Genomic DNA, 13,199 nt, shown 5'->3' on the forward strand with positions numbered 1-13,199 from the left:
GCGTCCTAGCTTGCCTTCGGCGTCCTAGACCGGCCTCGGCGTCCTAGCTTGACTTCGGCGTCCTAGACCGGCCTCGGCGTCCTAGCTTGACTTCGGCGTCCTAGACCGGCCTCGGCGTCCTAGCTTGACTTCGGCGCCTTAGCTTGACTTCGGTTCCAGCTTGATCGACAGGGAGTTCACGCAGTGCCGCGTGTTCTTCTCCGTCATGCGCTCACCTCGGAAAACGTGGCCCAGGTGCGAGTCGCAGCGGGCACACCGGATCTCGGTGCGCACCATGCCGTGGCTGCTGTCCTCGATCTCCTTGACGGTGCCGGGGATGGCGTCGTCGAAGCTCGGCCAGCCGCAGTGCGAGTCGAACTTGGTGTCGCTGTCGAACAGTTGCGCGCCGCAGGCCCGGCAGTGGTACGTGCCCTCGGTCTTCGTGTTCACGTACTCCCCGCTGAACGGCGCCTCGGTGCCGGCGAGCCGCAGCACGCGGAACTCGTCCGGGGTGAGCCGGGCGCGCCATTCGGTGTCGCTCGTGGGCAGGGTGACGAGTGGCTCAGTCATGCCTCAAAGGTAGGCCGGACCTCCCGCACCGACCATTACGGGCTGCGAACTTTATGCCGGTACGCCGAATCATCCCTGGACCTGGCTCGTTGGCCCCACGAAAGCCACGATTCGGACTTTTGTGGTGTAACCGGCGATCGGCTTGGGGGATGGTACGACGATGAGGCTGCTGTACAAGGCCGTCGCGCTGGGCGCGGTGGGCGCCGCGGGCGTGACCCCTCTTGCGACCGCGGCCCACGCCGCCGCGGCGGGCCCGCAGGACCTGCGCACCACCGACGTTGCGGCGGGCGCCCTGCAGCTGCTGGACGCGGAGACCTCCTTCCCGGGCCACAAACAGCCCCCCCAACGGCGACGAACACGTCCTGGCACGGCGCAGGCGCGGACGCGGGCTACGGCGCGGGCTCTGGCCACGGCGCGGGCGCCAACTCCCACTCGGGCTACGGCCACGGCGCGGGCGCGGCTTCCGGCTACGGCCCTGGCTCTGGCAACGGCGCGGGCGCGGGTTCGCACTTGGGCTACGGCGCGGGCGCGAACTCTGGCCACGACTGGGGTGCGGGCGCGGGTTCCGGCTACGGCGCTGGCTCTGGCCATGGCGCGGGCGCGAGCTCGCACTCCGGCTACGGCGCGGGCGGCAACTCCCGCACCTGGAGGAGCGACACCCCGACCCACGGCTCCGCGAACGGTTCGGACAACGGCTACGGAGGCGGGCACTCGCACCACGGCGGGTCGGGTAACGGCGGCTGGGGCAACGGCGCCGGGCACGGTAACGGTGGCTCGGGCAACGGCGCGGGGCACGGTAACGGCGGCCCGGCCGGCAGCGGACAGAGCAACGGCGGACCGGTCACCGGCAGCGGTGGGTCCGGCACGGGGGTCAGCCCGAACAGCGGGAGCGGCGCCGGCACTGGCGGCGTCACCGGTACGGCCGCCGGGGGCCCGGGCCCGACCTCGCTCGGCGCCCTTCCGGCCACGGGACCGTCGTCGTCGATGATGACCACGATCGGGTTCGCCTTCATCATCGGGGGCGCCGGGGTGCTGTACCTGACGCGGCTCGGCGGCGATCCCGACGACGAGACCGGCTCGACACGGGTGCCTGGGCCGCGTAACCGCCGGCGCGCCGCCGACGACGAGGACCTGCAGAGCGTTTCGGGACGCCGGCCGCGGCGGCAGCCGTCCCGCCGCGTGCGCTGATCTGCGGCCCGGGCGCGCGGCGGGCGATGGCGTCCGCCGCGCACCCGAGGTGGTGACGATCGTGCCGGCGCGGTGGACGCGACGGCGGCGAATGTGGACTGTCACGGGCGTCGGGGTCATTGTCGGGGGCCGGTGTCGTTTGAGTCGGGGCGGACGAGGCGGCTGAGTCTGGCCGGGCGTGGCGGTGCGGTCGGGGTTGGGCTCGGCCGCGTGGTCGGGTTGGGCTCTGCGGCGCGGGTGGGGTGGGCGCGGCTTGGTGGCCGCGCGCGGGGCGGGTGCGGCGTAAGGTCCTTGGCATGGCCGATGCGCTGGAGGTCGAGGTCGCGGGGCGGCCTGTGCGGCTCACGAGTCCGGATCGGGTGGTGTTTCCGGAGCGGGGGTTCACCAAGCGGGACGTGTTCGAGTACTACCTTGCCGTCGGTGACGGGATCATGCGCGCCCTGGGGGAGAGGCCCACCACGCTGCAGCGCTTCCCCGACGGGATCGACGGAGAGGCGTTCTTCCAGAAGCGGGTGCCGACTCGTGGGGTACCACCGTGGATTGAAAAAGCGCAGATCGCTTTCCCCAGCGGGCGCAAGGCCGACGAGCTCTGCCCGGCCGACCTCGCGCACGTCGCGTGGGCGGCCCAGATGGGCACCATCGTGTTCCACCCCTGGCCGGTGCGGAAGGCGCACGTGGACCACCCCGACGAGCTGCGCATCGACCTCGACCCCCAGCCCGGCACCGACTTCCGCAACGCGGCCGAGGTCGCGGGCGTGCTCAAGACCGTGCTCGACGAGCTCGGTTTCACGGGCTGGCCGAAGACCTCCGGCGGCCGCGGCCTGCACGTGTACGTCCGGATCAAGCCCCAATGGACCTTCGTCGAGGCCCGCCGAGCGGTGATCGCCCTGGCCCGCGAGGTCGAACGCCGCGCACCCGACCAGGCGACCACCAAGTGGTGGAAGGAGGAACGCGGCGAGCGCGTGTTCATCGACTTCAACCAGATGGCCCGCGACCGCACGATCGCCTGCGCGTACTCCCTGCGCGCCAACCCCCGCGCGACCGCCTCCACACCGCTGCGCTGGGACGAGCTCGGTTCGGTCGAGCCGGACGACTTCGACCTGCGCACGGTACCGGCCCGCATCGCCGAGATCGGCGACCCGCACGCCGGCATCGACGACGTGGCCCACGACATTTCCGAGCTGCTCGACTGGTCCGCGCGGGACGCGACGAACGGGGAGGGCGATATGCCGTACCCGCCGGAGTACCCGAAAATGGAGGGCGAGCCCATGCGGGTCCAGCCCAGCCGGGCGCGCAAACAGGAGTCCTGACCGGTCGCCGTTGGCGCTTTTTGTGGCGGCGGCGCTCTCGGGTCGGGCTTTGATCGGGAGCTACGGCGCTTCGCATCCAGCTTCGACCAGGGCGGCCTCGGGCCGGGTCGCGACCCGGAGCTGCGGCGGCCTCGGGCTGGGCTTCGACCGATGTCCTCGCAGCAGGCCTCGACCGGAGTCACGGCGTCTCCGCGCCGTGGCTGGGGCGTGACCGGGAGCACGGGCCGCCTGATGCAGGGGCGTCGATCGGCCCGGGTGCGGTGGTGGCGTGCTAGTCCGCTGTGGCCACGAGCGCGGGGTTACTTGGACTTTGGGGCTGACAAACGACGCTCGGCCGATGGCGGCGGGAGCTTGCGCTCCCGCAACGTGTAAGCGTGGTCCCTGCTCGTTGTTGCGCACGGTTATTCCTCTAGGCCGCGTTTTGCCGGCGGGTCCGTGCGGGTCATCATTCGGTGGTTCCGGATTTGTGCGCCATATGAAGTGGGGCGGCGGGTTTCGGGGGTGGGTTGGGATAATCGATGAGTGGTGGGGCAGATATCGTTGTTTACTCGGGCGCAAGTGGCTGCTATGCGGGATCGGACTCGGGCGCGGAATTGGTCGCCTTCTCAAGATGCGTTTCGGCGGGAGCATGCGGAGCGTCGCTACTGGGGGTTGAAGCGGCGGTATGCGGAGAAGCTTCGGCGGGAATATGGCAGTGAGGTGGCGGGGTATGCGAGCTTTGCGCGGCGGGCGGCGGAGGCGAAGGCGGGCTACGAGCAGCGGGCTGCGGCTGCCGTTGCGTCAGGCGGGTCGGTTTCGTCGGTTGAGCAGGTCGAACGGTCGGTCTCGCCAGTTGCGCCAGTTGTAAGGGCCGCGTGTGCGGTCCCGCCGGTTCCGCCAGTTGGGCAGCCCGAATGCCCAGCAGTCCTGCCGGTTCCGTCGACTGAGTTGGAAGGGTGTCCGGTCCCTTCGGCTGGGCTGGAAGGGTGTCCGGTCCCGTCGGTTGAGCAGGTCGGACCTCTTGTTCCGGCGGGTCGACACCCCATGGAGCACGGCATCATCGACAATGACGGCGATCCCGCGCCAGAGCAAAGTATGGACAGCGACGAACGGCCCGGCGATGCGCATTCACCCCGCGCTGAACTGCCATCACGATCGGGTCGGCATGTCGGTTCGCCAAGACGCGGAATTTACGATCATGGCCCGCGTCGGCAGATGGATTGTCAAGTCCGTCGAGGCCCACGAAAATTGGCGCCAGTCGACTACTACGCCAACGGGCCGCCGGTCTCAAATCCTCGGCAGCCGAATTAAGAAGGCGTTCTACGGAAAGCGCCCACGCCTCGGTTCGTGCCTCGGGGGCGCGCGTCATGGCTACGTCTTGCGCGGAGCAATACTGCACGCTCGGCGCAGTGCGGTTCTGCCGCGGGGTGCTGGTCGCGTCGGTTGGGCGGTGCGTTGGCGTTGCGGAGGTCGGCGGCGAGACCGGTGCGCTGCGGAGTGCTTTGTCCGGCCCTGGCGGTGGAGGTCAGAGGTCGGGGTCGCCCGGCGGCCAGAAGCCGAGTGGTGTGCAGCGAGCGGCGGGTGGGGCGGGCGAGCGGTGGGTCGGGCACCGTGTGGCCGGACGGTGTGCAGCGGGCGGTGGGTGGGGCGGGCGAGCGGTGGGTCGGGCACCGTGTGGCCGGGCGGTGGGTGGGCGAGCGAGCGGTGGGTCAGCCGCGCGGTGGGTCGGGCGCCGTGTGGCCGGGCGGTGTGCAGCGGGCGGGTGGGTGGGGCGAGCGGTGGGGTGGGCGCCGTGCGGCCGGGCGGTGCGCAGTGCGCGGTGGGTGGGGCGGGCGAGCGGTGGGTCTGCCGCGCGCGGTGGGTCGGGCACCGTGTGGCCGCGCGGTGGGGTGGGCGGCCGCGCGGTGGGGGCGGCCTGGCGGTGGCCGCGCGGCGGGGGCGGCCGCGCGGCGGCAGCGCGGTGGGGCGGCCGGGCGGTGGGTGGGTTCCTGGGTTTGCGCTGGTGCTACTTTTCGCAGGTTGTGCCGGTTGGGGGGACCTTTAGGTCGATGAAGTAGCGGTTTACGGCGTCGATTATGCAGCCCGTCTGGGGGTAGGCGGTGTGGCCCTCGCCCTTCCAGGTGACCAGAGTGCCTACGCCCAGCATTTTGGCCAAGGCCGGGGCCTGCTCGTACGGGGTGGCCGGGTCGCCCAGGGTGCCGATTACCACGATGGGGGCTGAGCCCGTTGCTGCGCCCGTTGGGTAGGGGTCGCGCTTGCCCGGCCACTGGGCGCAGATCAGGTTCAGGGCCAGGGGGCCGCCGAACAGCGGGTACTTCTGGCGCCACTGGCCCTGCAGGGTGCGGTCCTGCTCGACCGTCGGGGTGTTGTCGGAGTCGGCGCAGTTGATGGCGGAGTTGGCGTCGAACATGTTCGAGTAGTGGCCGTCCGGGCCGCGCTCGGCGTAGGCGTCGGCGAGCTGGAACATCTTGGCCGGCTTGCCGTTGCGCAGGTCGTCCATGGCCTGGGCGAGCAGGCGCCAGGACGACTCGCTGTACAGCGACGATACGACCGCGGTGAAGACCCAGCCCGACGTCGCCTTGCGGCCGCCGGCGCCCTGGGCGGGGTTGGCGCGCGCGTCGGCGATGGCCTTCATGACCACTGCGCGCGCGTCGGGGCCGATCGGGCACGACGGCGCGTTGCTCGCGCACCACTTGCTGAAGTTCGTGAAGGCCAGTTCGAAGCCGGCCGCCTGCTTCTCCGCGGCCTGCTGCATCGACAGGGTCGGGTCGACGGCGCCGTCGAGGACGAAGGCGCGGACGTTCTTCGGGAACAGCTGGGCGTAGACCGCGCCGAGCAGCGTCCCGTAGCTGTACCCGAGGTAGGTCAGCTGCGCCTCGCCGACGGAGGCCCGCAGCGCGTCGAGGTCGCGGGCGGTCTGCTCGGTGGAGAACAGCGGCAGCTGGTCGCCGAGCTTGTCGCCGCAGCTCTGCGCCAGCTTGCGGGTCAGGCTGACCGTGGTCTGGTAGCCCTCGTCGCTGACCGGGTCGGGGTCGATGCCGAAGTTCTGGTCGAGGTCGGCGTCGGAGAAGCACTTGACCGGCGAGGAGCGTCCGACGCCGCGCGGGTCGAAGCCGATGATGTCGAAGCGGCGCACGATCTCGGCCGGCAGATACACCGAGCGGTAGACCCCGTAGTCGTAACCGGACCCGCCGGGGCCGCCCGGGTTGATGAACAGCGAGCCGACCCGGTCGCGCTGGGAGGTGGAGCGGCCGCGGACCATGGCGATGTCGTACGTCCCCGAGTCCTTCGGGTTGTTCCAGTCCCGCGGCACCTTCACGGTCGCGCAGGTGAACTCCACGTTCTGCGGCGGGGTCGGGAACACCCCCTTGTAGGCGTCCGGGCACGCCTTCCAGTCCGCGGCCGGGATGTCGAGGCCGCCGGACTTGTTCGCGGCGCCGCCGCCCGACGCGCCGGTCGACGGCTTGGCGAGCGGGCGGCCCGAGGTCGGGGTGGTGAACTGCGTGCCCGACGTGCACCCCGCGGCGAGCGCGGCCACCAGCAGGAACGGCAGGAACCGGCGAAGGCGCGTCACGGACGGCCCGCCAGGACGGACTCGACGTCGAAGCGGATGGGGCGCTCCAGCTGCTCGTAGGTGCAGGAGCCGGGGTCGCGGTCGGGCCGCCAGCGCTTGAACTGGGCGGTGTGGCGGAAGCGGTCGCCCTCCATGGCGTCGTAGCCGACCTCGACCACGAGCTCCGGGCGCAGCGGCACGAACGACAGGTCCTTCTTGCCCGTCCAGCGGCTCACCCCGCCCGGGAGGCGCGTCGCGGCGTCGCCGGCCGGGACCGACTCGAGGCTCTGCGCAGCGCTGCCCGGGGCCTGGCCGGCCCAGTTCCACGGGTGGTCGACGACGTTCTCGCGGTATTGCGCGAGCTCCTCGACGAGCTCCGCCCGGCGTTCGCGGGTGAAGGAGGCGGCGACCCCGACGTGGTGCAGGCGCCCGTCGTCGTCGTAGAGCCCCAGCAGCAGCGATCCCACGATCGGCCCGTCCTTGTGCCAGCGGAACCCGGCCACGACGGCGTCCGCCGTGCGGGAGTGTTTGATCTTGAACATCGTGCGCTTGCCCGGCTCGTAGAACCCGTCGGCCGGCTTGGCGATGACGCCGTCGAGGCCGGCGCCCTCGAAGCGCTCGAACCAGTCCTGGGCCACCGCGATGTCGGTCGTCACCGGGGTCACGTGCATCGGGGGCTTGACGTCGCCCAGGGCCTCGGCGAGGCGGGCGCGGCGCACGGAATACCCCTGCTCGACCAGCGCCTCGTCACCCAGCGCGAGCAGGTCGAAGGCGACGAACGAGGCCGGCGTCTGCTCGGCGAGCAGCTTCACCCGGGAGGCGGCGGGGTGGATGCGCTGGCCCAGCAGCTCGAAGTCGAGCTTCGGCTCGCCCGAGCCGCGGCGGATGACGATGATCTCGCCGTCGACCACGCAGCGGGGCGGCAGCTGGTCGCGGACCTGCTCGACCACCTCGGGGAAGTACCGAGTCAGGGTCTTGCCCCCACGGCTGGCCAGCTCGACCTCGTCGCCGTCGCGGAACACGATGCAACGGAACCCGTCCCACTTCGGCTCATAGCTCATGCCGGGCGCGCTGGGCAGGCTGGGAATGCTCTTGGCGAGCATCGGCTCGACTGGCGGTAGGACAGGCAGCTCCACGAGGCCAAGTCAACCACACGGGTACGACAAGTTTCAGAACCGAGCGAAGGACCTGATCGGCATCCGATGGCCGAACCGCGGGGCGCCGATTCCCGCCCGGGCGATGAGGCCGCACACCCGGCCGCGGTGGGGCGCGAACGGGGCGAGCAGCTCCAGCATGTGCTCGTCGGTGCCCCGCGCGGCCCCGGTCAGCGCGAACGCCACGCTGTTCTTGATGTTGTAGTCGCCGACCGACACGACGTCGGCGTCCCCGTACGCGGCCCGGGTCACCTCGGCCGCCGTCCACGGCCCGATCCCGGCGATGCTCACCAGCCGCGCCGTGCAGCTCGCCGCGTCCGCGCACCGCTCCAGCGCGGCCGCCTGGGCCGCGGCCCGGCGCAGCGTGTCGGCCCGCTTCTGCTCCACCCCGAGCGGGTGGTACGCCCAGTACGGCGTGGCCGCGAGGATCTCGGGCTCCGGGGGCAGGTAGAGCCCGGCGCGCGGGCCGGGCGCGGGCTCGGAGAACTTGCGCACGATGCGGACGTAGCCGTCGTGCGCCTCCTTGCCGCTGACCTTCTGCCCGAGGATCGCCGGCAGCAGGTGGTGGAAGACCCGCCCGGTCGCGCCCATGCGCAGCCCGGCGTGCTCGCGGCTGAGCCGGTGCACGAGCGGGTGGGCGCGGGCCAGTTCGGCGAAGCCGGTGACGTCGTCGCGCAGCCCGGCGATCGCGTCCGCGCGCTCCAGCAGCCAGGAAGCGCCGGGGCCGAACGCCTCGAAAACAAGATCATCGCCCTGGAGCAGATAGGCGATCGTCCCGGGACCGGAGGGGGTACGGGTCGCGAACCAGGACTCCCGGTGGCCGATGGCCAGGGTGATGTCGCCCTGCACGACGGCCAGGCCGCGGAAGGTGCCGGCCAGGTCGTAGCGCGGTGGGACCTTCACGCCGCGGCCCGCGAGAGGGCGCGGTGCAGCAACCGGGCGTCGCCGAGCATGGCGCGCAGCTTACGCTCCAGCCCGGCGATCGGCACCAGGTTCTGCGGCGCCCGCGGGTCCTTGTACGCCTGCGAGGCGAACCGCGGCAGCGTGACCGCCGACAGGTGCGCCAGGGCCACGGCGTCCGCGTACGTCAGATCGGCCGAGCACTCCGCCCGCACGATGCCGGACCAGGGCGCGCCCGCGGGCCCGGGCAGCCGCAGGTACCACGCGAACCGGTTCCACGAGGTGCCCAGCAGGAACACCGGCGTGCGCTGCCCGCCCCGCAGCGCGGTGACGACGGCGGTCAGTTCGGCCGGCAGGTACTCGACCCGGTGCGTCTTGATGTACCCCAGCGCCTGCGGCAGGTGCGCCCGCTCCTGCAGCGGCCCGTCGACGATGAGCAGGTCGCCGTCGGCGCGCTCCTCGCCGGAGACGCCCACCTCCAGCGCCCGCATGTGCCGCTGCACGCCCAGCGCGAGGTCCTTCGGCTCACCGCGGGAAATGCGCCGGGAGGGGTACCGGATGTTGCCTGCGACGACCGCCGGAACGTTCTCGGCGGGCGTGAAAAGCCCCCGCTCGATGCGCGCGGTGGCGATCTGCGCGGCGCCCCGGTCCAGCTCGCAGCGGACGACCCCGGCGGCGTAGGAGGCGGCGATGCCCGGGTGCGTGGCGCCCTCGTCGTCGGTGATCCAGACCCGCGCGTCGATGCGCTGCACCCCGTCGACGATGAGCACCGTGGCCGGCGGCGCCAGCCCGGGCGGCGGGTCGACCGGCCGCCACGCGTCCGCGGGCAGCTCCACGCCGGGCTCGACCTGCGCCGTGCTCGGCGCCTGCGGGCCCGACTCGCCGGCCTCGAACGACTGGCCGTAGCCGGGGTCCCAGGCGTCGACGAACAGCTTCACAGGCCCACCCGCTCGATCCGGGCCGTGCGCGCGTCGCGGCGCACCTCGAAGCGCACCGGGATCCGCTCGGCCAGCGCGCCCACGTGGGTGACGACGCCGACCATCCGGTCGCCGCGCGCCGCCAGGTTCTCCAGCGTCACCGCGACCGTGTCGAGCGTCGCGGTGTCCAGGGTCCCGAAGCCCTCGTCGAGCACGATCGACTCGAGGCTCGCCGACGCCGCCGAGAGCCCCGCGAGCTGTTCGGACAGGGCCAGCGCCAGGGCGAGCGAGGCCTGGAACGTCTCCCCGCCGGACAGCGTGCGCACGGCCCGGCGCAGGCCCGCGTCGTGGTGGTCCACGACGAAGAACTCGCCCTTCTCGTGCCCGAGGTCGTACTGCCCGGAGGACAGCTCGCGCAGCGTGCGCGACGCCCCCTCGACGAGTGAGTCGAGCGCCTCGGCGAGCAGCCAGCGTTCGAACCGGTCCGCCCGCAGGTGCTGGGCGAGGGCCTTGGCGATCTGCGCCTCGCGGCCCATCTCGTCGCGCTGCTCGCGCATCCGCGCGGCGTCCGCGCGCCGCTCCTCGATCCGGCGCCGGGCCGCGTCCGCGCGCTCCAGCGCGACCGCGGCGTCGCGGGCCGGGTCGCCGCCCGGCGCGGGCAGCCCGGCCTCGGTGAACCGCGCGGCGAGCTCGTCGCGGATGCCGGCGACGCCCCGCTGGGCCGCGCTCACCTCGTCCTGGGCCGCCGGGCGCCCGGCCCGGCGGCGGCCCGCCTCGCCGGTCGCCCAGCCGTGCAGGGTCGCCCAGGCGTCGGCGAGGTCGTCGCGGTTGGCCGGCGGCGGCCCGAAGGACGCGAGCCCGTCGCGGGCCCCGTCGAAGGCGCGCCAGGCGCTGCGCAGCCGTTCCTCGGCGGTGTCGGCCTGCCGGGCGGCGCCGCGCTGGGCCTCGCGGGCCTTGCGGACCTCGGCGCCGGCCTGCTCCAGGCGGCGGGTGAGCGCGGCGATGCCGTCGAGGTCGCGCTGCAGCGCCTCGGGCGCGGGCGCGCCCTCCAGCTCGGCGTCGAGCTCGGCCAGCCGCCGCTCGAGCTGCTGGGCGTGGGCCCGCGCGGTGGCGAGCGCCCGGTCGAGGTCGCGCGCCGAGCGGTCCCGCTCCTCGACCGCCTTGTCGGCGGCCTCGCTGCGCTTCCGCGCGCGCTTGCCGGCGGCCTCCGCGGCGGCGACGGCGGGCTCGTGCGGGACGGTCGGCAGCTCGTGGACCGTCTGGGTGCACACCGGGCAGGCGTCGCCGACCCGCAGGTGCGGGCGCAGGGCGACCGCGCGGTCGGCGGCGACGGCGGCCTGGTAGGCCTCGCGGGCGGCCTCGAGCTCGGCCAGGGCCGAACGCGCGTCCGCCCGGGCGGACTCCAGCGCCGCGGCGGCCTTGCGGTGCTCGGCCTCCGCGCCGGCCAGGGTCGCGCGGACGGAGCCGGACTCGGCGACGAGGCGCGCCCGCGCCGCGTGGTGGTCGAGCAGGCGGCGCAGGGCCGTCGCGTCCCCGGCCGACTGCAGCTCGCCGCGCAGCTTCTCCTCGCGCTCCTCGGCGGCCCGGGCGGCATCCATCGCCCCGGCGACCGCGGCGCGCGCGGTGGCGGCGGAGGCGGCGAGGCCGGCGGCATCCGGCGGTATCGTCACCGCGGCGAGCCGGCCGATCTCCGCGTCGAGGGCGGCCAGCGCGGTGGCGGCCTGGCCGGCGAGCCGGTCGGCGTCGGCCAGCCGGGGCACGATGGCGTCCACGGCGGCGGTGACCCGGCCCAGCGCCTCGACCCGCGCCGAGGCGGCGGCCAGGGCGGCGTCGTCGATGTCGGCGAGGGCGTGCAGCTGGTCGTCGAGCACCTTGAGCCGGGCCTCGGCGGTGGTGGCCTCGGCCTGGGCCCGCTCGCGGATCTTGCCGTACACCTCCAGCCCCAGCAGGTTGACCAGGATCTTCTGCCGCTCGGCCGGCTTGGCGTGCAGGAATGCGGCGAAGTCGCCCTGGGGCAGCACCACGCACTTGGTGAACTGCTCGTACGGCAGCCCGACGACGGTCAGCACGGCGGTGTCGACCTCGCCCGGGGTGCCGGCGAGGACCTCGGCGATGTCGTCCTGCTCGAGCCCGAACTCCAGCTTGGCCAGGTCGAGCCCGGGGGCGAGCATCTCCAGACCGGCGTGCTTGGTGGTCACCGCGCCCTTGGCGTCGCGGCGGACGACGCGCGTGAGGACGTACCGCTTCCCGGCCGACTCGAAGATGAGCCGCACCCGCGCCTCCGCGGCCGAGGGGGCCAGGGCGTTGGCGATCGCGCGCCGGTCGCCCCAGCGGGGCACGGTGCCGTACAACGCGAAACAGACGGCGTCGAGCACCGTCGACTTGCCCGAGCCGGTCGGCCCGACCAGCGCGAAGAAGTCCGTGTCGGTGAAGTCGACGGTGGTGGGCTCGCGGAACACGGTGAAGCCGTCGAGATCCAGGCGCACGGGCCTCATGAGTGCATCACCTCGTCGTGCAGCCGGTGGAACAGGGCCACGGTCGCCTCGTCGGCGTGCCCGCGCTGGTCGAGGTAGTCGGCGAAGAGCTCGCCCGCGGAGCGGCCCGCGCGCGGCGCCTCGCCCGGCCCGGCGCCCGGACCCGGCAGCAGCTTCGGGTCGATGCGCACCTCGAGGGCCTTGGGCAGCAGGTCCTGCACCTCCTCGCGCAGGCCGGCGCGGGGCGACTCCTGGACGTACACCCGCAGCCAGGCGTCACCGGTGTCCAGTGTGGACAACTGAGCGAGGGTTCCCCGCACGGTGCGCAGGGGCGTCACGACGGGGAGGGGCACCTCCCGCACCCGCGCCGCGGTGCCCGCGGTGACGTCGACGACGGCGACGGAGACGAGGTTCTCCTCCTCGCCGAAGTCGATCGGCAGCGGGCTGCCGCTGTAGCGGATCGGGCAGGGGCCGGCGACCGACTGGGCGCGGTGCAGGTGCCCGAGCGCCGCGTAGTGCAGGGAGGAGGGGAAGACGGTGGCCGGGACCGCGTACCCCATGATCGAGTGGGCCTCCCGCTCGCCGCCGCCCATCGTGGCGCCGATGACGGTCAGGTGGGCGGTCAGCAGGTTCACCGTGTCGGCGGCGAAGCCCTTCGCGAGGTGGTTGATGAGGTCGCCGATGTAGTGCGCGTAGGACTGGGTGATCTCGGCCGCGGTGAGGTCGAACATCTCGCTGGCCCGCACCGCGTAGCGCTGGGAGAGGAACGGCAGGGCGACCAGCCGCCACTGCTCGCCGTCGCGGGTCGTGCCCGGGATGAGGTGCTCCTCGGGCCGGCCGATCGCGCCGCGGATGGTGATCCCGGCCGCGTCGGCCCACGGGCGCAGCGCGTCGAGCGCCTTGCCGTTGTCGTGGTTGCCGCCGATGACGACCACGTCGGCGCCGGTCTTGCGCAGCGCCGAGAGGCCGCGGGTGACGATCTTCGTGGACTCGGCGGTGGGGCTCGCCGTGTCGTAGAGGTCGCCGGCCACGACGATCAGGTCGGGCTGCTCGGCCTTCGCCACGTCGACGAGCCCGTTGATCGCCGCGATGTGGTCGGCCGATCGCGACTGTCCCTTGAGGACCTTGCCGACATGCCAATCGGAGGTGTGCAGTACCCGCAAAAGTTTTCCCTT

9 protein-coding genes are annotated in these 13,199 nt (G+C 73.2%); 2 read left to right on the forward strand and 7 right to left on the reverse strand.

Annotated features, from left to right (window positions below; all coding sequences use genetic code 11):
- Positions 1 to 138: 138 nt before the first annotated feature.
- Positions 139 to 549, reverse strand: a complete 411-nt coding sequence (gene msrB / locus ACPPVO_RS09385) for a peptide-methionine (R)-S-oxide reductase MsrB (protein WP_426510827.1) — start codon at positions 547 to 549, stop codon at positions 139 to 141.
- Positions 550 to 1,059: 510 nt separating this feature from the next.
- Between msrB and ACPPVO_RS09390 the strand changes: the two genes are divergently transcribed.
- Both ACPPVO_RS09390 and ligD read left to right on the forward strand, forming a co-directional pair.
- Positions 1,060 to 1,737: a hypothetical protein gene (locus tag ACPPVO_RS09390; RefSeq protein WP_426510828.1), complete on the forward strand. Its 678-nt coding sequence runs from the start codon at positions 1,060 to 1,062 to the stop codon at positions 1,735 to 1,737.
- Positions 1,738 to 2,033: 296 nt separating this feature from the next.
- The gene (ligD, locus tag ACPPVO_RS09395; RefSeq protein WP_426510829.1) at positions 2,034 to 3,047 is read left to right on the forward strand and encodes a non-homologous end-joining DNA ligase; all 1,014 of its coding nucleotides are present in this window, start codon (positions 2,034 to 2,036) and stop codon (positions 3,045 to 3,047) included.
- A gap of 1,984 nt (positions 3,048 to 5,031) precedes the next feature.
- Here the strand turns inward: ligD and ACPPVO_RS09400 are convergent.
- The 6 genes from ACPPVO_RS09400 to ACPPVO_RS09425 form a co-directional block, all read right to left on the reverse strand.
- Positions 5,032 to 6,600: an alpha/beta hydrolase gene (locus ACPPVO_RS09400; RefSeq protein WP_426510830.1), complete on the reverse strand. Its 1,569-nt coding sequence runs from the start codon at positions 6,598 to 6,600 to the stop codon at positions 5,032 to 5,034.
- Positions 6,597 to 7,682 (reverse strand): ATP-dependent DNA ligase, encoded by a 1,086-nt coding sequence (locus ACPPVO_RS09405; RefSeq protein WP_426514588.1) that lies wholly within the window; start codon positions 7,680 to 7,682, stop codon positions 6,597 to 6,599. The genes ACPPVO_RS09400 and ACPPVO_RS09405 overlap by 4 nt, the downstream gene beginning before the upstream one ends.
- Positions 7,683 to 7,748: 66 nt before the next feature.
- Complete coding sequence (locus ACPPVO_RS09410; protein WP_426510831.1) at positions 7,749 to 8,636, reverse strand: DNA-3-methyladenine glycosylase family protein; 888 nt, start codon at positions 8,634 to 8,636, stop codon at positions 7,749 to 7,751.
- Positions 8,633 to 9,571, reverse strand: a complete 939-nt coding sequence (locus tag ACPPVO_RS09415; RefSeq protein ID WP_426510832.1) for a hypothetical protein — start codon at positions 9,569 to 9,571, stop codon at positions 8,633 to 8,635. Before ACPPVO_RS09415 ends, ACPPVO_RS09410 begins: the two co-directional genes overlap by 4 nt.
- The gene (locus ACPPVO_RS09420; RefSeq protein ID WP_426510833.1) at positions 9,568 to 12,045 is read right to left on the reverse strand and encodes an AAA family ATPase; all 2,478 of its coding nucleotides are present in this window, start codon (positions 12,043 to 12,045) and stop codon (positions 9,568 to 9,570) included. The genes ACPPVO_RS09415 and ACPPVO_RS09420 overlap by 4 nt, the downstream gene beginning before the upstream one ends.
- Entirely contained in the window at positions 12,042 to 13,187 is a 1,146-nt protein-coding gene (locus ACPPVO_RS09425) for an exonuclease SbcCD subunit D (protein WP_426510834.1), read from the reverse strand. Before ACPPVO_RS09425 ends, ACPPVO_RS09420 begins: the two co-directional genes overlap by 4 nt.
- Between the last annotated feature and the right edge of the window lie 12 nt (positions 13,188 to 13,199).

The sequence above is a fragment of the Dactylosporangium sp. McL0621 genome (assembly GCF_049995355.1).
In the GTDB taxonomy this organism is placed as follows: domain Bacteria; phylum Actinomycetota; class Actinomycetes; order Mycobacteriales; family Micromonosporaceae; genus Dactylosporangium.

What these genes read in the sequence shown, in the direction of transcription:
- ligD (WP_426510829.1), top strand. Translation starts at nt 2,034, where the DNA reads ATGGCCGATGCGCTGGAGGTCGAGGTCGCGGGGCGGCCTGTGCGGCTC.
- ACPPVO_RS09405 (WP_426514588.1), bottom strand. Translation starts at nt 7,682, where the DNA reads ATGCTCGCCAAGAGCATTCCCAGCCTGCCCAGCGCGCCCGGCATGAGC.
- msrB (WP_426510827.1), bottom strand. Translation starts at nt 549, where the DNA reads ATGACTGAGCCACTCGTCACCCTGCCCACGAGCGACACCGAATGGCGC.
- ACPPVO_RS09420 (WP_426510833.1), bottom strand. Translation starts at nt 12,045, where the DNA reads ATGAGGCCCGTGCGCCTGGATCTCGACGGCTTCACCGTGTTCCGCGAG.